At 69.8% G+C, this 19,780-nt stretch carries 19 protein-coding genes and 1 riboswitch; of the genes, 6 read left to right on the top strand and 13 right to left on the bottom strand.

Annotated features, from left to right (window positions below):
* Positions 1-108 precede the first annotated feature (108 nt).
* Both ABZ565_RS28200 and ABZ565_RS28195 read right to left on the bottom strand, forming a co-directional pair.
* Complete coding sequence (locus tag ABZ565_RS28200) at positions 109-1,470, bottom strand: NYN domain-containing protein (RefSeq protein WP_361032845.1); 1,362 nt, start codon at positions 1,468-1,470, stop codon at positions 109-111.
* 38 nt (positions 1,471-1,508) lie between these two features.
* Positions 1,509-1,751, bottom strand: a complete 243-nt coding sequence (locus ABZ565_RS28195) for a hypothetical protein (RefSeq protein WP_018104398.1) — start codon at positions 1,749-1,751, stop codon at positions 1,509-1,511.
* Between the two features lie 159 nt (positions 1,752-1,910).
* On the opposite strand from ABZ565_RS28195, the gene ABZ565_RS28190 reads away from it, so the two are divergent.
* Together ABZ565_RS28190 and ABZ565_RS28185 are read left to right on the top strand one after the other, a co-directional pair.
* Positions 1,911-2,648 (top strand): rhomboid family intramembrane serine protease, encoded by a 738-nt coding sequence (locus ABZ565_RS28190; RefSeq protein ID WP_361032685.1) that lies wholly within the window; start codon positions 1,911-1,913, stop codon positions 2,646-2,648.
* Positions 2,645-2,926: an Lrp/AsnC ligand binding domain-containing protein gene (locus ABZ565_RS28185; RefSeq protein ID WP_164399449.1), complete on the top strand. Its 282-nt coding sequence runs from the start codon at positions 2,645-2,647 to the stop codon at positions 2,924-2,926. Before ABZ565_RS28190 ends, ABZ565_RS28185 begins: the two co-directional genes overlap by 4 nt.
* A gap of 21 nt (positions 2,927-2,947) precedes the next feature.
* On the opposite strand, the gene ABZ565_RS28180 is transcribed toward ABZ565_RS28185, so the two are convergent.
* From ABZ565_RS28180 to ABZ565_RS28155, 6 genes are all read right to left on the bottom strand, one after another.
* A complete protein-coding gene (locus ABZ565_RS28180) occupies positions 2,948-4,324 on the bottom strand; it encodes an aminotransferase class V-fold PLP-dependent enzyme (RefSeq protein WP_361032682.1) in 1,377 nt (458 codons plus the stop codon).
* Between the two features lie 176 nt (positions 4,325-4,500).
* A riboswitch (SAM riboswitch) is annotated at positions 4,501-4,618 on the bottom strand.
* An 82-nt stretch (positions 4,619-4,700) separates the two neighbouring features.
* The gene (gene trpD, locus ABZ565_RS28175) at positions 4,701-5,765 is read right to left on the bottom strand and encodes an anthranilate phosphoribosyltransferase (RefSeq protein ID WP_361032679.1); all 1,065 of its coding nucleotides are present in this window, start codon (positions 5,763-5,765) and stop codon (positions 4,701-4,703) included.
* A gap of 121 nt (positions 5,766-5,886) precedes the next feature.
* Positions 5,887-7,533 (bottom strand): ubiquinol-cytochrome c reductase cytochrome b subunit, encoded by a 1,647-nt coding sequence (locus ABZ565_RS28170; RefSeq protein ID WP_361032676.1) that lies wholly within the window; start codon positions 7,531-7,533, stop codon positions 5,887-5,889.
* On the bottom strand, positions 7,530-8,585 hold the full coding sequence (locus ABZ565_RS28165) for a Rieske 2Fe-2S domain-containing protein (RefSeq protein WP_361032673.1): 1,056 nt from the start codon (positions 8,583-8,585) through the stop codon (positions 7,530-7,532). Before ABZ565_RS28165 ends, ABZ565_RS28170 begins: the two co-directional genes overlap by 4 nt.
* Positions 8,582-9,391, bottom strand: a complete 810-nt coding sequence (locus ABZ565_RS28160; RefSeq protein ID WP_361032670.1) for a c-type cytochrome — start codon at positions 9,389-9,391, stop codon at positions 8,582-8,584. The genes ABZ565_RS28165 and ABZ565_RS28160 overlap by 4 nt, the downstream gene beginning before the upstream one ends.
* A gap of 62 nt (positions 9,392-9,453) precedes the next feature.
* Complete coding sequence (locus tag ABZ565_RS28155; protein ID WP_026171689.1) at positions 9,454-10,074, bottom strand: heme-copper oxidase subunit III; 621 nt, start codon at positions 10,072-10,074, stop codon at positions 9,454-9,456.
* Positions 10,075-10,276: 202 nt separating this feature from the next.
* Here ABZ565_RS28155 and ABZ565_RS28150 point away from each other — a divergent pair, with 202 nt between their 5' ends.
* The gene (locus ABZ565_RS28150; protein ID WP_361032667.1) at positions 10,277-10,678 is read left to right on the top strand and encodes a hypothetical protein; all 402 of its coding nucleotides are present in this window, start codon (positions 10,277-10,279) and stop codon (positions 10,676-10,678) included.
* A 23-nt stretch (positions 10,679-10,701) separates the two neighbouring features.
* Here ABZ565_RS28150 and ABZ565_RS28145 read toward each other — a convergent pair whose 3' ends face one another.
* The 4 genes from ABZ565_RS28145 to coxB form a co-directional block, all read right to left on the bottom strand.
* Positions 10,702-11,958: an Ig-like domain-containing protein gene (locus ABZ565_RS28145; RefSeq protein WP_361032663.1), complete on the bottom strand. Its 1,257-nt coding sequence runs from the start codon at positions 11,956-11,958 to the stop codon at positions 10,702-10,704.
* Between the two features lie 124 nt (positions 11,959-12,082).
* The gene (locus tag ABZ565_RS28140) at positions 12,083-12,481 is read right to left on the bottom strand and encodes a cytochrome c oxidase subunit 4 (protein WP_093709170.1); all 399 of its coding nucleotides are present in this window, start codon (positions 12,479-12,481) and stop codon (positions 12,083-12,085) included.
* Positions 12,478-14,214 carry a cytochrome c oxidase subunit I gene (ctaD, locus tag ABZ565_RS28135; protein ID WP_361032658.1) on the bottom strand — a complete coding sequence of 579 codons (1,737 nt, stop codon included), beginning with the start codon at positions 14,212-14,214 and terminating at the stop codon, positions 12,478-12,480. The genes ABZ565_RS28140 and ctaD overlap by 4 nt, the downstream gene beginning before the upstream one ends.
* Positions 14,211-15,173, bottom strand: a complete 963-nt coding sequence (gene coxB, locus ABZ565_RS28130) for a cytochrome c oxidase subunit II (RefSeq protein WP_164399459.1) — start codon at positions 15,171-15,173, stop codon at positions 14,211-14,213. Before coxB ends, ctaD begins: the two co-directional genes overlap by 4 nt.
* 267 nt (positions 15,174-15,440) lie before the next feature.
* On the opposite strand from coxB, the gene ABZ565_RS28125 reads away from it, so the two are divergent.
* On the top strand, positions 15,441-16,820 hold the full coding sequence (locus ABZ565_RS28125) for an aminotransferase class V-fold PLP-dependent enzyme (protein WP_361032655.1): 1,380 nt from the start codon (positions 15,441-15,443) through the stop codon (positions 16,818-16,820).
* 8 nt (positions 16,821-16,828) lie between these two features.
* On the opposite strand, the gene ABZ565_RS28120 is transcribed toward ABZ565_RS28125, so the two are convergent.
* Entirely contained in the window at positions 16,829-17,803 is a 975-nt protein-coding gene (locus ABZ565_RS28120) for a carbohydrate kinase family protein (protein ID WP_361032651.1), read from the bottom strand.
* 156 nt (positions 17,804-17,959) lie between these two features.
* Between ABZ565_RS28120 and ABZ565_RS28115 the strand changes: the two genes are divergently transcribed.
* Positions 17,960-18,154 (top strand): hypothetical protein, encoded by a 195-nt coding sequence (locus tag ABZ565_RS28115; protein ID WP_361032648.1) that lies wholly within the window; start codon positions 17,960-17,962, stop codon positions 18,152-18,154.
* A 103-nt stretch (positions 18,155-18,257) separates the two neighbouring features.
* A complete protein-coding gene (locus ABZ565_RS28110; RefSeq protein ID WP_361032645.1) occupies positions 18,258-19,673 on the top strand; it encodes a hypothetical protein in 1,416 nt (471 codons plus the stop codon).
* The last annotated feature ends 107 nt before the right edge of the window (positions 19,674-19,780 follow it).

Here is a 19,780-nt window from a genome sequence, read left to right as displayed (position 1 = left end):
CAGGAAAAATCTCGTCACACACGGCACTTCTTTACCCACACCCCACGGCGTGTAGCGGCGAATTGACGGTCCGTTCCCTGATCTCTGACGAACTCCCCACAAGGGGTACTAAACCCTCGAAAGCCTCTTCAGGAGCAAGGCGGACGCAACGGGCCTGGCCCCCGCCTTCGCCACTCCGTCGGCCACCTCGCGGTCGGTGGAGACCACCACCACGGGCCGTCCCGGCGGTTCCGCGCGCGCCAGTTGACGGATCAGCTCGTCGGCGGTGACCCCCGGCTTGCTGAACAGCACCCGCACCCCGCGCGGCGGCGCCAGCAGCACCGGTGCGGCCAGCTCCGCCCCGTCGAACACACACGTCATCTCCGCGCCCGTGCGTGCCGCGAGGACCGAGAGCCCGCCGAGCAGCCGCAGCCGCTGCTTCTCCAACGGCATCTGCGGATAACCCGTCTTGGTGACGTTGTAGCCGTCCACGATCAAATGGGCCTGCGGCAGCGCCAGGAGCTGGTCGAGCAGCGCCGGGTCGGTCTCCGAAAGGGCCCTGGCCGCGATGTCCTTGGGCGACATCCGGCCGGGCTCCACCGCGTCCACAGTGTCCGCCGGCCGCATCGAGGAGGGCGGCAGCGCCAGTTCGCGCCGCAGCCCGCCTGCCGCTTCGAGCACCGTGTCCAGCAGCAGCCGCAGCCGCATGTCCTCGACAGAGCGCCCCTCCCGGGCAGCCCTGCGACTCGCCTCGACGGACGCCTCCGCCTCCCCGAGCCTCGCCCTCAGCCGCCGGGTCTCGCTCTCGGCGGCGGACACCTGGGCGGCCGCCTCGGCACGTACCGCCTCGGTCTCGGCGCGTCCCCGGCGCAGCGCCGCCTCACCGCGCTTGACCTCGCTGACCGCGCTGCGCAGCTTGCGCTGGAGGGAGTCCGCCTCCTTGCGGGCGGCGTCCAGTTCGGCGCGGAGCCGTTCCGTCTCGCTCTTCGTGTGGGCCCGGGCCTCGGCCAGCTCCTCGCGCAGCCGCGCCACCTCGCGCCGGCTCTCCTCGCCGGCCCGCTCGGCGTCGGCGCGCTGGACCTCCTCGCCGGCCGCCGCGACCAGCTTGACCCAGCCGTCGGGGCGCAGCACGTACGCCGCGGCCGCCACGTCCACCGGGTCGGCGGCGGCGGGCGGCGCGCCGGATTCCACGGCAGCCGCCAGCTCCGGCTGGGCCTCCCGGAACCGGTCACCGATCCGGCGGCGGAACCGGTCGTCGTTCGCCACGGCGGCCGCCATGGCGTTCCCGGCGAACTTGGCGCGCCGCGACGCCGTGAAGCGGGCATACTGCCTCAGCTGGGTGGGCAGTTCGGCGACCGTGAGGCCACCGAACGCGTCGGACACCAGCGCGACGACCCGGCGCCGTACCCCTTCGGGCAGCGGGCGGTCGAGCGCCTCCACGGCGTCGTCGGCCCCGTCGGCCGACGCGGCGCCGCCCTCGGGCTGCTCCACCATCCGTCACCCCATTGTGTTGTCTCCGCACGGCCCCGTCAGGAGTCGGCACCCGGCCTGTCGACGAGCTCGATCTGGTCCACCGCGTTGCACCAACGACAACGGACCGACTCGATGGTCTCACTGACCACCTCGCGTTCCTCGACGCTCGACTCACCGGCCAGGTCGAGGTGCACGTACTCCACGACCTTCGAGGACCGCGTCACGTCGAAGCGCGTGAGGTTCCCGCAGAGCGTGCAGCGCCAGCGAGTGGTGTCGGTCGGCTGGGGAACGGTCGTCATCGTGCGTCCTCTTTCGTCGAGCCGTGAGCTGCCGGACAAGGGTCTCGCGGTGCGCCGTCGAACTGCGGATGTCCACCTGTCACCCTACGGCCTCGGCGCTTCCCCCCGGCACGGCGAGGCGGTCTGTCCCGTTCGCTCCGCTTGCGTCATGCTCTGTTCATGATCGATCGGCGGGCTGCGGCGGGCAGACTCCTGCGCGCGGCCACTTCGGGCGGGCCACCGGTGACGTACGCCCTCATCGCCCTGTGCTGCGCGGTCTTCGTGATCAGCCCGCTCTCCGGCTTCGTCCCGGTGCGCGGCGGGGCCGACGCGCTGCTCGCCGCGCAGGCGGGCTACTTCGAACGGTGGGGCGTGATCCCGAGCGAGCTGTGGGACGGCTCGGCGCACGCCCTGCTCACCCCGTTCACCGCACTCTTCGTGCACGGCAGCTGGCTGCACCTGCTGGGCAACATGCTGTTCCTGTACGTGTTCGGCGCGATGGCCGAGGAACGCATGGGGCACACCGAGTTCGCCCTGTTCTACCTGGGCTGCGGCTACCTCGCGCTGCTCGCGTACGCCGCCGCGCACGCCACGTCCGACCAGACGCTCGTCGGCGCGTCGGGGGCGATCTCGGCCGTGCTGGGGGCGTTCCTCTACCTCTTCCCCCGGGCCCGGGTCACCAGCGTCTTCCCGTTCCTGCTGTTCCTGCCGCTGCGCTTCCCCGCGTGGGTGGTGCTGATCTTCTGGTTCGTGCTCCAGTGGCTGGCCGCCGAGGGTGCGGGAAGCGGACCCGGTGTGGCGTACCTGGCCCACGTCGTCGGCTTCGCGACCGGGTTCTTCTACGCCTGGGGGCGGTACAGGCGTAACGCTAGAGTGAAGTCTTCAGCCACGGCCACCGAGGGAGAAACACAGCCGTGATCACCGCGATCGTGCTCATCAAAACCAGCGTGGACCGGATTCCCGAGATCGCCGAGGCCATCGCCGCGCTGGACAGCGTCAGCGAGGTCTTCTCGGTCACCGGCACCTACGACCTGATCGCCATGGTCCGGGTGGCCAAGCACGACGACCTGGCCGAGGTCATCCCCGGCCGGATCAGCAAGATCCAGGGCGTCGAGGGGACCGACACCCACGTGGCCTTCCGCACGTACTCGCAGCACGACCTGGAGGCCGCGTTCTCCATCGGCCTGGACGCGTAGGCGGGCGGCGCCGCCCGGCCCTCAGACCTGGGCGGCGCCCCGGTCCGGCACGCAACGGCCGTCCTCGGTGCGGTACTTCCAGCGCGCCCCGTCGCTCACCAGCTCCCGGACCGCGCGCAGGAAGCGCTCGACGTGCTCGTCCGGGGTCCCGGCGCCGAAGCTGACCCGGATCGCGTTGAGCGACCGCTCGCCCGGCTGGGCCTCCGGCGCCCCGCACTCCCCCGCCTCGCCCGGGTCGCTGCCGAGCAGGGTGCGCACGAGCGGGTGGGCGCAGAAGAGGCCGTCGCGCACCCCGATGCCGTACTCGGCGGACAGCGCGGCGGCGAAGTGGGAGCTGTTCCAGCCCTCCACCACGAACGAGATCACGCCGACCCTCGGCGCGTCGTCGCCGAACAGCGAGAGCACCTTCACCTCGGGGACCTCGGCCAGCCCGGTCAGGACCTCGCGGACGAGGCGCTGCTCGCGGGCGACCAGCCGGTCGAAGCCGGCCTCGGTGAGCGCCTTGCAGGCGGAGGCGATGGAGTAGACGCCGATGACGTTGGGCGAGCCGGCCTCGTGGCGGGCGGCGGTGGTGTGCCACTCGACGTCCACGCCGCCGTCCGCGCGCCGGGCCACCGTACGGGAGGCGCCGCCGCCGGCGAGGTACGGCTCCGCGTCGCGCAGCCAGTCGGCCCGGCCGGCCAGGACGCCCGAGCCGAACGGCGCGTACAGCTTGTGCCCGGAGAAGGCGACCCAGTCCACGTCCAGCTCGGCGATGTCCACCGGGTGGTGCGGGGCGAGCTGGGCGGCGTCCAGGACGATCCGGGCGCCGTGGGCGTGCGCGGCGGCGGCCAGCTCCCGTACGGGCCACAGCTCGCCGGTGACGTTGGACGCGCCGGTGACGCAGACGAGCGCGGGGCCGTGCGGCTTCCGGTCGGCGAGGGCGCGCTCCAGGGTGGCGACGGCCTGGGCGGGGGTGCGCGGGGCGTTCAGGTAGGTGACGTGGGCGTCGCGCCAGGGCAGCAGCGAGGCGTGGTGCTCGGTCTCGAAGACGAAGACCTGGCAGTCGGCGGGCAGCGCGGCGGCCAGCAGGTTCAGCGAGTCCGTGGTGGACCGGGTGAAGACGACCTGGTCCTCGGGGCGGCAGCCCAGGAACTCCGCCACGGTGGCCCGGCTCGACTCGAAGAGGTCCGTGGACAGCTGCGAGAGGTACCCGGCGCCCCGGTGCACGCTGCCGTAGTACGGGGCGTACGCGGCCACGTCGTCCCAGACCCGCTTCAGCGCCGGGGCGCTCGCCGCGTAGTCCAGCGCGGCGTAGCCGACCTCACCTCCGGTGACGAGCGGGACGAGGACATCCTCGCCCAGAACCGGCAGCGGGGCACAAAGCGACTGGTCGGCGGCAGCGGTGAAGACAGACATGGCGAACTCCCGTAACAGGCAGGCGAATTCCGCGTGCCCGCGGAAACGCGGCAGCACGGAGTGGAAGAGAAGAGGGGTGTGCGGAGAAGGGCCTCGGGCCCTAACGCATTCGCTTGCTCACAAGAGGCTCCCTGAGGACCAAGGACCCCACGGGTGGACGTCACGCGACGTCGAGGGGTCCGCGCTTGCCACAGACCTCGCTGCCTGCGGCCCGGTCTTCACCCGGGGCACCCCGCCACGGACGGAGGGTTGCCGGACAGCGGGCCGGGGCCGTAGTCGCTGTCACTCATGACCTGCGCAGCATCTTGCCATACGTACGGGAACGCGCAAGGCGCAGTCCGCGATCCGGACTGCGCCCTGCCTCACATCGACGCGCTCACGCGTTGCTGGCGACGACCCATCTCTCCAGCACCCGCCCCGCCTCACCCGAGTCGATGGACTCGGCCGCCTTCGCCATACCGGCCCGGATCTGCTCGGTGAGCGTCCCCTCGCCCGGGTCCAGCGCGACCAGCGCCGCCGCCGAGTTGAGCAGCACGGCGTCCCGCACCGGACCGGTCTCCCCGGCCAGCAGCCGGCGCGCCACATCCGCGTTGTACGAGGCGTCGGCGCCGCGCAGCGCCTCCACCGGGACCAGGTCGACGCCCACGTCGCGGGGGTCGAAGGTCTCCTCGCGGACCACGCCGTCCCGGGCCACCCAGACCCGCGAGGTCGCCGTGGTGGTCAGCTCGTCCAGGCCGTCGTCGCCCCGGAACACCAGGGCGGAGTTGCCGCGCTCGGCGAGCACGCCCGCGACGATGGGGGCCATGCGGAGGTCGGCCACCCCGATCGCCTGGGAGCGCACCCGGGCCGGATTGGTGAGCGGGCCCAGGATGTTGAACGTGGTGGGCGCGCCCAGCTCCGCACGGGCCTTGGCCGCGTGGCGCAGGGCGGGGTGGAACTTCACCGCGAAGCAGAAGGTGATGCCCGCCTCCTCGGCCACCTCCACGACGCGCCGCGGGGACAGCTCCAGGTTGACGCCGAGCTTCCCGAGCACGTCGGACGAGCCGCTGGCCGACGAGGCGGAGCGGCTGCCGTGCTTGACGACCTTGGCACCGGTCCCCGCGATCACGATCGCGGACATGGTGGAGATGTTGACCGTCTTGGCCATGTCGCCGCCGGTGCCGACGATGTCGACGGTCCGGCCCGGCACTTCGATGGTCGTGGCGTGCTCGTACATCGCGCGGACCAGGCCGGAGACCTCCGTGACCGTCTCGCCCTTGGCGCGCAGGGCGACCGCGAAACCGGCGATCTGCGCGTCGGTGGCCTCGCCGCTCATGACGCGGTCCATGGCCCACGCGGTGGCATCGGCGCTCAGGTCCTCGCCGCGCATCAGGGGGGTCAGCACGCTGGGCCAGGAGAAGGCCGCCACGCTGTCGCCGCCGTCCGGGGTCACAACGTTCATGGTCCGCTCCTGGGGTCCACAGCCGATAAGGGAGGGCTCCACCCTATCGAGCCCCCGGGACGGCAAAGAGCCCCGTCCAGCGAATGGACGGGGCTCTCGCCGTGGCGATCAGAACGGGTGATCAGTGGTGGCCGTGGCCGCTGGTGATCTCCTTGTACTCCTCGGCGGTGGGCTTGGCGATCTGGTTGTCCTCGCCGTACAGGCTCTTGCTGAGCCGCGCCCGGACCTTGGTGATCCTGGAGACCTTGCGCTCCACACCGTTCTCGTCGACCGTCGGGCCGATCTCGAGCGGCTTGTACTGCTCGTGCGCGGTGAGCTTGTACCGCGCCTCCGGCGACAGCGGCTCGTGGACCTCGACGAACTCACCGTGCGGCAGCCGCTTGATGAGACCCGACTCGCGGCCGTGCAGCACCTTCTCCTTGTCGCGGCGCTGGAGGCCGAGGCAGATCCGCCGGGTCACGACGAACGCGATGACCGGGCCGACGAAGAAGGCGATACGGACGAACCAGCTGATCGAGTTGAGCGACAGGTGGAAGTGCGTCGCCCAGATGTCGTTGCCGCCGCCGATCAGCATGACGAAGTAGATCGTCACCCAGGCGACACCGAGGGCCGTCCGGGTCGGCGCGTTGCGCGGCTTGTCCAGGAGATGGTGCTCGCGCTTGTCACCGGTGATCCAGGACTCGATGAACGGCCACAGGGCCAGCGCACCGAGGACCAGACCGAACAGGACGAGCGGGATGAAGACACCCAGGACCAGGGTGTGGCCCCAGAGGTTGATCTCCCAGCCCGGCATCACGCGGACGAAGCCCTCGGCGAAGCCCATGTACCAGTCCGGCTGGGCACCCGTGGACACCTGGTCGGGACGGTACGGGCCGATCGCCCAGATGGGGTTGATCGAGGCGATCGCCGCGATGATCGCGATGAAGCCGAAGACCAGGAAGAAGAACCCGCCGGCCTTAGCCATGTACACCGGCAGCAGGGGCATGCCGACGACGTTCTTGTTGGTCCGTCCGGGACCCGCGAACTGGGTGTGCTTGTGGTAGAAGACCAGGATCAGGTGGCCGACCACGAGCCCGAGCATGATGCCCGGCAGCAGCAGGATGTGGATCGAGTAGAACCTCGCGATGATGTCGCCGCCGGGGAACTCCCCGCCGAACAGGAACATCGAGATGTACGTACCGACGATCGGCGTCGACAGGATCGCGCCCTGGGTGAAGCGGACACCGGTACCGGAGAGCAGGTCGTCCGGCAGCGAGTAGCCGGTGAAACCGGTGAACATGCCGAGGACGAACAGCAGGAAGCCGAACAGCCAGTTGATCTCGCGCGGCTTGCGGTACGCGCCGGTGAAGAAGACGCGCATCATGTGCACGAACATGCCGGCCAGGAAGATGACCGCGGCCCAGTGGTGGATCTGCCGGACCAGCAGACCACCGCGGACGTCGAAGCTGATGTCCAGCGTCGAGGCGTACGCCTCCGACATCCGGATGCCCTGCATGGGCTCGTACGGGCCGTGGTAGACGACCTCGTTCATGCTCGGGTGGAAGAACAGCGTCAGGTACACACCCGTGAGGATGATGATGATGAAGCTGTAGAGGCAGATCTCACCGAGCATGAAGGACCAGTGGTCCGGGAAGATCTTGCGCATGTTGGACTTGGCGAGGGAGTAGATCCCCAGCCGGCCGTCCGCCCAGTCGGCCACCCGCTCACCGGCGGGCGCCTTGCGGTTCCCCGGCGCCGCGGCACCGGGTGTGTTCGTCGCAGTACTCATCCGCGCTCCCAGAATGCAGGACCGACGGGCTCTTCGAAGTCACCGAGCGCCTGGAGGTTGCCCTCGCTGTTCACGCCGATCCGCAGCTGCGGGAGGGCGTGGCCGGCCGGACCGAAGATGACGCGGGCGCCGTCGGAGAGGTCGAAGGTGGACTGGTGGCACGGGCAGAGCACGTGGTGCGTCTGCTGCTCGTACAGGCTGATCGGGCAGCCGACGTGCGTGCAGATCTTGGAGAAGGCCACGATGCCCTCGTGCGCCCACTCGCGCTCGCGCTTGTCCTTGATGTCGTCCGGCTCGATGCGGATGATCATCAGGGCGGCCTTGGCGATCTGCGTCTGGAAGTCCTCGTCGTGCTCCTCCAGGCCCTCGGGCATGGCGAAGGTCAGCGAACCGACGACCACGTCCTCGGGACGCAGCGGCTCCATCGTGTTCATGTTGACGAGCTGCTTGCCCTCGGCCCACAGGGTCTTGCGGAGCTTCTTCTCAGGCAGCGGACCCAGGTCGCGCAGGAGCATCACGCCGGAGAGCGGCACCAGGGCCAGCGCACCGAACATGGTGTTGCGGATGAGCTTGCGCCGGCCGAGCGCCGACTCCCGGGCGCCGTCCGCGAAGTCGGACAGCACCTTCGCCTTGACCTCGGGCGTCGCCTCGATGGCGTGCCGGTCATCGGCGACCTCGACGTCGGACATCAGGGTGCGCGCCCAGTGGACGGCGCCCGCGCCGATCAGGAAGAGCGCCAGCCCCAGGGTCAGACCCAGGGAGAAGTTGAGCGCGCTGACATGACCGAACGGGAAGATGAAGACGATCTTGTCGACCGGGAAGATGACGTAGGAGGCGATGAAGCCCACCGTCGCCAGCATGGACAACAGGAACATGGTCGCGACGGTGCGCTCGGAGCGCTTCGCGGCCCGCTCGTCGATGTCCTGGATGCGCGGCTTGTGGGCCGGCAGCCCCGGGTCGGCGAACGGGTCGTCGTGCGCCTTGTCCACCGCGCCGTGCGCGGCACCCTGCGCGTCGGGCAGGTTCTCTTCTGGAATCTCTTGGCTACTCATGACTTCTTGGCCTTAGCGGTGTGGGCCGCGACCCAAATGGCAACTGCGATCAGACCGCCCAGACCGAAGATCCAGCCGAACAGACCTTCGCTGACCGGACCCAGGCCACCGAGAGCGAGGCCGCCGGGGGACTCGGCTTCGGAGCCGTTCACGGTCTTGACGTAGGCGATGATGTCCCGCTTCTGCTTCTCGGGCATCGTCGAGTCGGGGAAGGACGGCATGCTCTGCGGGCCGGTCAGCATGGCCTCGTAGATGTGCTTCGGGTCCACGCCGTCCAGGTCCGGCGCGTACTTGCCGTTCGTCAGCGCGCCACCCTTGCCGGTGAAGTTGTGGCACTGCGCGCAGTTGGTACGGAACAGGTCGCCACCCTTGGCGATGTCCGCACCCTCAGGGCTGACCTGGCTCTTGGTCGGGACGACCGGACCGGCGCCGAGCGACGCGACGTAGGCCGCGAGCTGGTCGATCTCGGCCTGGCTGTAGATGACCTTCTTCTTCGGTACCTGGGCGCCCGGCTGCTGCGCGGGCATGCGGCCCGTACCGACCTGGAAGTCCACGGCGGCGGAGCCCACGCCGACAAGCTGCGGCCCGTCGGTGGTGCCCTGACCGCCGGTTCCGTGGCAGCTGGCGCAACCGACGGAGTACAGCTTCTTGCCCTCTTCGATGGCGAGGGACTGGGCGGTGTCGTCGGCCTGCGCCTTACTCGCGGGCGCGAACGCGGCGTACAGCCCCCCGGTGGCCGCCAGCGCGAGGAGTAGTACGACGACCGCCGCCAACGGATGGCGTCGTCGTGCGGAGAGCTTTTTCACGGATTACCCCGGTGTCAGGATCTTCTGCGTCGATGCTGGATGTGGTTCGGGCTCGGGCCCGGTTACTTGATCATGTAGATCGTGGCGAAGAGGCCGATCCACACGACATCGACGAAGTGCCAGTAATAGGACACGACGATGGCTGCGGTCGCCTGTTCATGGGTGAACCTCTTGGCCGCGTATGTCCTGCCCAGAACGAGCAGGAAGGCGATGAGACCGCCTGTCACGTGCAGACCGTGGAAGCCTGTGGTCAGGTAGAACACCGAGCCGTACGGGTCGGAGGACAGCGAGAGGCCGTCCTTCTTCACCAGCTCGGTGTACTCGAAGACCTGGCCTCCGATGAAGATCGAACCCATCACGAAAGTGATCACGAACCACGCACGGAGCTTCTTCACATCGCCCCGCTCCGCGGCGAAGACGCCGAGCTGGCAGGTGAGTGAGGAGAGCACCAGGATCGTGGTGTTCGTCGCCGAGAACGGGAAGTTCAGGGCGGACGCCATTTCCTTCCAGTGTTCCGGTCCGGTCACCGATCGCAGGGTGAAGTACATCGCGAAGAGGGCCGCGAAGAACATCAGCTCGGAGCTCAACCAGATGATGGTTCCGACGCTGGTGAGGTTCGGCCGATTGACCGACGGGTGCGCGTGCCCGGTTTCTACTGTCGTTGCTGTCGCCACGACCGACATTATGTCGGTCGCTTATCCCGCCCTCACTCCGGGGGGTGCCGTTCGGTGTGTCAGAGGGGTGTGTCCTGCCCGAACGGCCCATGGAAGGGCTGTGCGAACCGGTGCTGACACGCTGTCGGGCGGAGTACGATCCGCGCATCGGACGGCTCTCGCCCACCGAGCGCCCCGAGTGCCCCGAAGACACGGATGTCACGGAGGAACCATGCAGCCGACCGCCACGGTCCTGGTCTACAGCGACAACGCGCACACCCGTGAGCAGGTGAGGCTGGCAGCAGGGCGCAGGCCCGCGGCGGACGTGCCGCCGGTGGAGTTCCTGGAGTGCGCCACCCTGCCCGCCGTCCTGGACGCCCTGGACCGCGGGGGCGTCGACGTCTGCGTGCTGGACGGTGAGACCGCTCCGGCGGGCGGCATGGGCGTCTGCCGGCAGATCAAGGACGAGATCTTCCGCTGCCCGCCGGTCCTGGTCCTCATCGGGCGCCCGCAGGACGCCTGGCTGGCCACCTGGAGCCGCGCGGACGCCGCGGTGACGCTCCCGGTGGAGCCGGTGGAGTTCGCGGACTCCCTGGCCGCCCTCCTGCGCACACGGCTGTCCGTGGGAGCCTGAGCCCCCACGGACCGTTCGCACGGTCAGACCTGGGGACGCAGCCGCGCGGCCTCGACCGTGTCGACCCGTGGTGCGGTGGTGTCGTTGTTGAGCGCGCTGCCCTTCTGCCACTTGGCCCAGGACAGGTTCCAGTCGCCGTAGCCGTTGTCGAAGGGCGTCATCGTCTCGCCGTCGCTGCCGACGACGCTGACGATGTCGCCCTCGCGCACGGTGTTGAAGAACCACTCGGCCTCGCTGGTGCTCATGCCGGTGCAGCCGTGGCTGACGTTGGCGTACCCCTGCGAGCCGGTGGACCAGGGCGCGGCGTGCACGTATTCGCCGCTCCATGTCACCCGGGTGGCCCAGTAGACGTCGAGGTCGTACGAGTCCGAGGACCCGGCGGCGATCCCGATGGACTCCCCGCGCATACGTACGTACTGCTCCTTTCCGAGCACCACCTTGACGCCGTTGCGCGTGTCGAAGCCCGGTTTGCCCGTGGTGACTGGGATGGTGTTGATCACTTCGCCGTTGCGGAGCACCGTCATGGTGTGCTCGGAGGCGTCCGTGATGGCCTCGATGCGGTCCCCCGTGGTGATCTTCAACGCCTTGGCGGGGGCCCCGTAGAGCGCGTTGGTGACTTTTATGCCGGTCAGGTTGGAGCTGACTTCGATGTCGGCCTTCACCGGCCAGTACTCCTTGGGCCGGTAGTGCAGCGTCTTGTCGTCGACCCAGTACCAGGAGCCGGTGACCGCGGGCGTGGAGCGGACCTGCAGGCCGCGCTCGACGGTGGCGCGTGAGGCGTTGTCCGTGACGGGGGCGCTGAGCTGGGCCGTGAGGGGCTGGCCGACGCCGTAGGTGCCCGCCTGGGGGCCGAAGGTGACCTTGAGGAACTTGGTGGCCTTGGCGGTGTCGAAGGACATCGTGCGGGTGCCGGGGGCCCCGTCGTCGTCCTCCATGCGGACCTTGACGGTGTAACGGGTCCCTGCGGCCAGCGGGGCGGTGGAGTGCCACCGGTGTCCGTCGGCGTCGAGTTCGCCCGCCAGATGGCGTCCTGCGGCGTCCACGGCCGATACGTCGGTGATCCGGCCGTCGTCGGCGTCGACCCGGATCTCCAGGGGCTTGTCGGGGTCGACCTTCTTGCCGCCGTCGGGCGTGTTGAAGGAGACCTCGTCGGCCGCGTCGAACGGCTGGGCCGACAGGGGGTGACCATCGGAATCCCCGCAGGCTGCCGCCCCGGCGACCAAGGTCGCGGCCAGCAGAGTGCAGCTCACTACGGGACGGATGCGCAGCGTGTGGTTCATGGACTCACGCTAAGAACATTCGTCCGTTTCAGCGCGCGGGACGACTGCAAACGGGGGGCCGACACTTCTTGTCGAAGTGTCGGCCCCCCGTCAGGTGGAGCGGTGTGCTACCGGCGGACCGGTCTCACTGGGTGCGGTTCTCACCGCGGTAGTACTCGAACACCCAGCCGAAGAGGCCGACCAGGAGCAGCGGCGCCGAGAAGAACAGCAGCCACCAGCCGAAGACGACGCCCATGAAACCGAAGGCACCGCCGATCGCCAGCGAGAGCGGCTGCCAGCTGTGCGGGGAGAAGAACCCCACCTCGCCGGCCTCGTCCGCGACGTCGGCTTCCTTGTTGTCCTGCGCCATCGCGTCGACCCGCCGGGCCGTGAAGGCCAGGTAGAAGCCGATCATGAGGCTCAGGCCGAACGCCAGGACCAGCGCGGTGGTGCCTACGGGCTCCTTCGACCACACGCCGTACGTGACGGCCATGACGAGGATGAACAGCGCCAGACCGAGGAACATCTTGCCCTGGATCTTCACTTGCCCGCCTCCTTGCCGCCGGCGAGGGCCTTGTCACCCTCGGAGGCGTGTTCCAGCTGCTCCAGCGCGGTGATCTCCGGGTGGTGCAGGTCGAACGCCGGGGATTCGGAGCGGATACGGGGCAGCGTGAGGAAGTTGTGCCGCGGCGGCGGGCAGGAGGTCGCCCACTCCAGCGAACGGCCGTAGCCCCACGGGTCGTCCACCTCGATCTTCTTGCCGTACTTGGCGGTCTTCCAGACGTTGTAGAAGAACGGCAGGATCGACAGGCCGAGCAGGAACGAGGAGATGGTCGAGATGGTGTTCAGCGCGGTGAAGCCGTCCGCGGCGAGGTAGTCCGCGTAACGCCGCGGCATGCCCTCCGCGCCCAGCCAGTGCTGCACCAGGAACGTGCCGTGGAAGCCCACGAACAGCGTCCAGAAGGTGATCTTGCCGAGCCGCTCGTCCAGCATCTTGCCGGTGAACTTCGGCCACCAGAAGTGGAATCCGGAGAACATCGCGAACACCACGGTGCCGAAGACCACGTAGTGGAAGTGCGCGACCACGAAGTACGAGTCGGAGACGTGGAAGTCCATCGGCGGCGAGGCCAGGATGACGCCGGTCAGACCACCGAAGGTGAAGGTGATCAGGAAGCCGATCGCCCAGAGCATCGGTGTCTCGAAGGACAGCGAGCCCTTCCACATCGTGCCGATCCAGTTGAAGAACTTCACCCCGGTGGGCACCGCGATGAGGAACGTCATGAAGGAGAAGAACGGCAGGAGCACACCGCCGGTGACGTACATGTGGTGGGCCCACACGGTCACCGAGAGGCCGGCGATGGAAATCGTCGCGGCCACCAGGCCGATGTAACCGAACATCGGCTTGCGGCTGAAGACCGGGATCACTTCGGAAATGATCCCGAAGAATGGCAAGGCGATGATGTACACCTCTGGATGGCCGAAGAACCAGAAGAGGTGTTGCCATAGCAAGGCGCCGCCGTTGGCCGCGTCGAATACATGGGCACCGAATTTGCGGTCCGCCTCCAGGGCGAACAGCGCGGCCGCCAGGACCGGGAAGGCCAGCAGGACCAGCACACCGGTCAGCAGGACGTTCCAGGTGAAGATCGGCATGCGGAACATCGTCATGCCGGGCGCGCGCATGCAGATGATCGTGGTGATGAAGTTGACCGAACCGAGGATCGTGCCGAAGCCGGAGAAGGCCAGACCCATGATCCACATGTCGGCGCCGACACCCGGCGAACGGACGGCGTCCGAGAGCGGGGAGTAGGCGAACCAGCCGAAGTCGGCGGCACCCTGCGGGGTGATGAAGCCGGCCACCGCGATGATCGAGCCGAAGAGGTACAGCCAGTACGCGAACATGTTCAGCCGCGGGAACGCCACGTCGGGCGCGCCGATCTGCAGCGGCATGATCCAGTTCGCGAATCCGGCGAACAGCGGCGTCGCGAACATCAGCAGCATGATCGTGCCGTGCATCGTGAACGCCTGGTTGAACTGCTCGTTCGACATGATCTGCGTGCCCGGCCGGGCCAGCTCGGCGCGCATGAAGAGCGCCATCAGGCCGCCGATGCAGAAGAAGGCGAACGATGTGACCAGGTACATCGTGCCGATCGTCTTGTGGTCAGTGGTGGTCAGCCACTTGACGACGACGTTTCCCGGCTGCTTGCGCCGGACCGGCAGCTCGTCCTCGTACGAGTCGTCTGCTGCCGCGGCACCCTGAGGTTCGTTGAGGATGCTCACAGTTTGTTCGTCTCCGCATTCCTGGCCGGGTCAGTCTGCTCGATGCCGGCCGGCACGTAGCCCTTCTGGCCCTTCTTCGCCAGCTCCTTGAGGTGCGCCTGATAGCGCTCCGGGGAGACGACCTTGACGTTGAAGAGCATCCGGGAGTGGTCGACGCCGCAGAGCTCGGCGCACTTGCCCATGAAGGTGCCCTCCTGGGTAGGAGTCACCTCGAAGGCGTTGGTGTGGCCCGGAATGACGTCCTGCTTCATGAGGAACGGCACCACCCAGAAGGAGTGGATGACGTCACGCGAAGTCAGGATGAAACGGACCTTCTCGCCCTTGGGCAGCCAGAGGGTCGGCCCCGGGTTGCCCGTCTGCGGGTTCCGGTCGCCCGGGATGCCGACGTCGTAGACGCCGTCCGCACCCTTGGGGAAGTCCTTGCGGAACCTGTTCGGGATGGCGTCGAGCTCCTTGGGGACCTCGTTGCCCGTGGCGGCGGAGCCGTCCACGTTCTCGATGTAGTTGAAGCCCCAGCTCCACTGGTAGCCGACCACGTTGATGGTGTGGGCGGGCTTCGGGGAGAGCGTGAGGAGCTTCGTCTCGTCCCGGGCGGTGAAGTAGAAAAGCACCGAGACGATGATCAGGGGGACCACGGTGTACAGCGCCTCGATGGGCATGTTGTACCGGGTCTGCGGAGGTACCTCCACCTTGGTGCGGCTGCGCCGGTGGAAGATGACGCTCCACAGGATCAGGCCCCAGACCAGCACGCCCGTGGCGAGCGCTGCCGCCCACGAGCCCTGCCAGAGGGAAAGGATCCGTGGGGCCTCTTCCGTTACCGGCGTAGGCATACCAAGGCGGGGGAAGTCCTTGTATGTGCAACCGGTGGCGGTCGCCAGGATCAGGCCCGCAGTCAGCACCTGCGGCAGCTTCCGCCGCATCGGGCGCCGCGACGAGCGGTCGGAGCCGTTGGGACTCACGTAGCGCCTTCCCGAGAGTCTCGCCCGCACGGTCGGCGCGGCCGTCTCGCTGGTCGGTCGCCGGCCCTGTACGGGCAGGGGTTTGGATGTTTATGCGGACCAAACCCTACTGGACGCTATTTGGGGTCGCGCGGGGAGGGTGCCCAACGCGCCGCCCGACTCCCCGAAGGGGTGGAATTCGCGCCTCCGGCTGCCATCTGACGCCCCCTCCACCTGGCGGAGCGGCCGGTGGCGGGCGACGGGGGCGCTCCGGGCTAGCGTGACCGGGTGCCCTACTTCGACGCGGCGTCCGCCGCCCCCCTGCACCCCGTCGCCCGCCAGGCGCTGCTTGCCGCGCTGGACGAGGGCTGGGCCGATCCGGCCCGGCTGCACCGCGAGGGGCGCCGCGCCCGGCTGCTGCTCGACGCGGCCCGGGAGGCCGCCGCCGAGGCCGTCGGGTGCCGCCCCGACGAGCTCACCTTCACCTCGTCGGGCACCCGGGCGGTGCATTCAGGAATTTCCGGCGCACTCGCCGGGCGTCGGCGTGTCGGACGCCGTCTGGTGGTGTCGGCGGTCGAACACTCGTCGGTCCTCCACGCGGCGGCGGACCACGAGGACCGGGGCGGCACGGTCGCCCGGGTCCCGGTGGAGCGGACCGGCGCGGTGGACGCACAGACGTTCGGGCGGGCGCTGACCGAGGACACCGCGCTGGCCTGCCTCCAGTCCGCCAGCCACGAGGTGGGCACCGAGCAGCCGGTGGCCGAGGCGGCCGGGCTGTGCCGGGCGGCCGGGGTACCGCTGCTGGTGGACGCCGCGCAGTCGCTGGCCTGGGGCCCGGCGACGGAAGGCTGGTCGCTGCTGGCGGGCAGCGCGCACAAGTGGGGCGGGCCGGCCGGGGTCGGGCTGCTCGCGGTGCGCAAGGGGGTCCGGTTCGCACCCCAGGGGCCCGCGGACGAGCGGGAGTCGGGGCGGGCGCCGGGGTTCGAGAACCTGCCGGCCATCGTCGCGGCGGCCGCGTCCCTGCGCGCGGTGCGGGCGGAGGCGGACGCGGAGGCGGTCCGGCTGCGTGCGCTGGTGGACCGGATCAGGGCCCGGGTGCCCGCACTGGTGCCCGATGTGGAGGTGGTCGGCGATCCGGTGCGGCGGCTGCCGCATCTGGTGACCTTCTCCTGTCTCTATGTCGACGGGGAGACCTTGCTCGGGGAGCTGGACCGGGCCGGTTTCTCCGTGTCGTCCGGTTCGTCCTGTACGAGCAGCACGCTGACGCCGAGCCATGTGCTCAAGGCGATGGGCGTCCTGTCGGAGGGGAACGTCCGTGTGTCGCTGCCCCGGGGCACCACCGACGAGGACGTCGACCGTTTCCTGGAGGTGCTGCCGGGCCTGGTCGCGGGGGTCCGCGAGAAGCTGGACGCGCCGGCGGCGGCCCCCTCCCCCGCTCCGGACGACTCACTGGTGGTCGACGCGCTCGGCAAGCGGTGCCCGGTCCCGGTGATCGAGCTCGCAAAGGTGATCGGAGGGGTGCCGGTGGGCGCCACGGTGACCGTGCTCTCCGACGACGAGGCGGCCCGGCTGGACATCCCGGCCTGGTGCGCGATGCGCGAACAGGAGTACGTGGGCGAGGAGCCGGCGGACCGGGGCGCGGCCTATGTGGTCCGCCGGCTCTCCTGAGCGACGCGTCAGACGAGGTGCGCGCGGACCTCGGCGGCGGCCTCGTGGCCGTACGCCTTGGTGAAGCGGTCCATGAAGTGGGTGCGGTGCAGGGTGTACTCCTGGGTGCCCACGGTCTCGATGACGAGCGTGGCGAGCATGCAGCCGACCTGGGCGGCGCGCTCCAGGCCGACGCCCCAGGCGAGGCCGGAGAGGAAGCCGGCCCGGAAGGCGTCGCCGACGCCGGTCGGGTCGGCCTTGACGTTCTCCTCGGGGCAGCCGACCTCGATGGGCTCCTCGCCGGCCCGCTCGATGCGCACGCCCTGGGCGCCGAGCGTGGTGACCCGGTGGCCGACCTTGCCCAGGATCTCCTCGTCGGTCCAGCCGGTCTTGGACTCGATGAGCCCCTTCTCGTACTCGTTGGAGAAGAGGTACGTGGCGCCGTCGAGGAGGATGCGGATCTCATCGCCGTCCATGCGGGCGATCTGCTGCGAGAAGTCGGCGGCGAACGGGATGCCGCGCGTACGGCACTCCTCCGTGTGGCGGAGCATGCCCTCCGGGTCGTCGGCGCCGATGGAGACGAGGTCGAGGCCGCCCACGCGGTCGGCGACGGCCTTGAGCTCGATGAGGCGGGCCTCGCTCATGGCGCCGGTGTAGAAGGAGCCGATCTGGTTGTGGTCGGCGTCCGTCGTGCAGACGAAGCGGGCGGTGTGCAGGACCTCGGAGATCCGTACACCGCTGGTGTCGACGCCGTGCCGTTCGAGCCAGGCGCGGTACTCGTCGAAGTCGGAGCCGGCCGCGCCGACCAGGATCGGCTTGGTGCCGAGCAGGCCCATGCCGAAGCAGATGTTGGCGGCGACCCCTCCCCGGCGTACGTCCAGGTTGTCGACCAGGAAGGAGAGCGAGACCGTGTGCAGCTGGTCGGCGACCAGCTGGTCGGCGAAGCGGCCGGGGAAGGTCATGAGGTGGTCGGTGGCGATGGAGCCGGTGACTGCGATACGCACGGGGAGACGTCTCCTGCGGAGGTCGAAGGGAACGGATGTCCGCGTCCCAGGGGTGACGTGACAGTTCACGCTACCCGCTCCCGCTCGCTCCGAAGCGGAAAAACTACCCGATAGTAGGGCTTTCTTCGCGGGCTCCGTGGTGCCTACGGTGCCGTTATGTCGAACCACATCGCCCCGCGCGAGTCCGAGACCGGTCTGGCCGAGCTGCGCGGAGACTGCGCACGGATGGCCCCGCACTGGGTGGCTCCCGCGAGGGTCACCCCTGTCCGCGTCGCGCCCGCCCTGATCCACGGGGTCACCGTGCCGCCCGCCTCCGCCCGGCTGCTCGACGCGATGGAGGAGAGGCCCTAGGGAACCAGCTGCCCCGCTGCTCCGTCCCAGTCCTGTCCGCCCCACGCGGCGGGCCGTGTGCCGGCCGGGCGCACGACGGCGATGCAGGCGAAGGAGCGATCCGGTGAGCACCGAGCGACCCGACAACGACGTGACCACCACCCGGCGGCGTTCCCCGCTGGTCGCGGCCTCGGTGGCGGCCGCCGTCCTGCTGGCCGGTGGCGGCGGAGCGTACTGGGCCGCGACCGCGGCGGACGGCGGCGACGACACGCGGAGCACGGCGTCCGGCGGTGGCTCCACCCCCCCACCCTTGGCCCTGGACGACGCCGGCACGCCGACCGCCCCCTCACGCGAGGGCATCGCCCCGGGTGAGCCCGATCCGCACGGCGGGCGGCTGGTCTACCGCGCGTCCGGGAAGCTGCCGGACGGGCCGGGGAAGGCCGCTGTCCAGCGCGCCGGGGGCACGGTCACGGCCGCGGAGGTGACCAGGCTGGCGAAGGCGCTCGGTCTGGCGGGCACCCCGCAGTCGGAGGCCACGTCCTGGAAGGTCGGCTCCGACGGGGACGGCTCGGGTCCGGTGCTGCGGGTGAACAAGCAGGCACCGGGGAGCTGGACCTTCACCCGGTACGGCTCCGGCGGGACGGACAACTGCAAGAAGGGCGCCGTCTGCTCGGTGGCCCCGGGCGGCGGTGGGCAGCCCGTGGACGAGAACACCGCGAAGGCCGCCGCCGCGCCGGTGCTGAAGGCGGCGGGCCAGGGCGGCGCCGCGCTCGACGCGCACCAGCTCATGGGCTCGGTCCGGGTGGTCAACGCCGATCCGGTGGTGGACGGGCTCCCCACGTACGGCTGGGCGACCGGCATCCAGGTGGGTCCGGACGGCCGGGTGACCGGGGGCGCCGGGAAGCTGAAGGCCCTGGAGAAGGGCGACGCCTATCCGGTGATCGGCGCGGCCGAGGCACTGAAGCGGCTCAACGCGGAGCAGCCGCCGTCCGGGGAGATCGGCGGGTGCGCTTCGCCGGCCCCGCTGTCGGACGGGGTCGGCTGCGGGGCGGAGTCCGGGGCGGAGCGGCCCGCGACGACGGTGACGGTGGAGAAGGCGGTCTTCGGCCTGGCGGTGCACACGGCGGGCGGCGAGCAGCTGCTCGTACCGTCCTGGATCTTCTCGGTGAAGCCGGCCGGGGGCATCGGTGACACGGTCACGCAGGTGGCGGTGGACTCGGAGTACCTGACGCGGGAGCCGGTGCCGGGCACGTCCCCGGGCGGCGACGGTACGGCGAAGGACCGGGCGGTCCGGTCGTACAGCGCGGACGGGCGGACGCTGTCGGTGACGTTCTGGGGCGGTGTGTGCAGTACGTACACGGCCGGCGCGCGCGAGGACGGGGACGCGGTCCGGGTGACCGTGACGGAGAAGAAGGCCGAGCCGGGCAAGGTCTGCGTGAAGATCGCGAAGAAGCTGACCCGTACGGTCACGCTGGAACGGCCGCTGGGAAACCGGAAGGTCGTGGACGAGGCGTCGGGCTCCGTGGTGCCGCGCGCCTGAGTCCTTTCCTTACGACGACGGCGGCCCCGGGACCTCCCGCTCCAGGGCGGCGTCGCCGCCCTGACCTGTGCGGCGGCCCTCCTCTGCCTCACCGTCAGACGGCGCAT

The organism is Streptomyces sp. NPDC016469 (assembly GCF_040632905.1).
Classification (GTDB): Bacteria; Actinomycetota; Actinomycetes; order Streptomycetales; family Streptomycetaceae; genus Streptomyces.
This window is presented reverse-complemented; position numbering and strand designations above follow the sequence as displayed.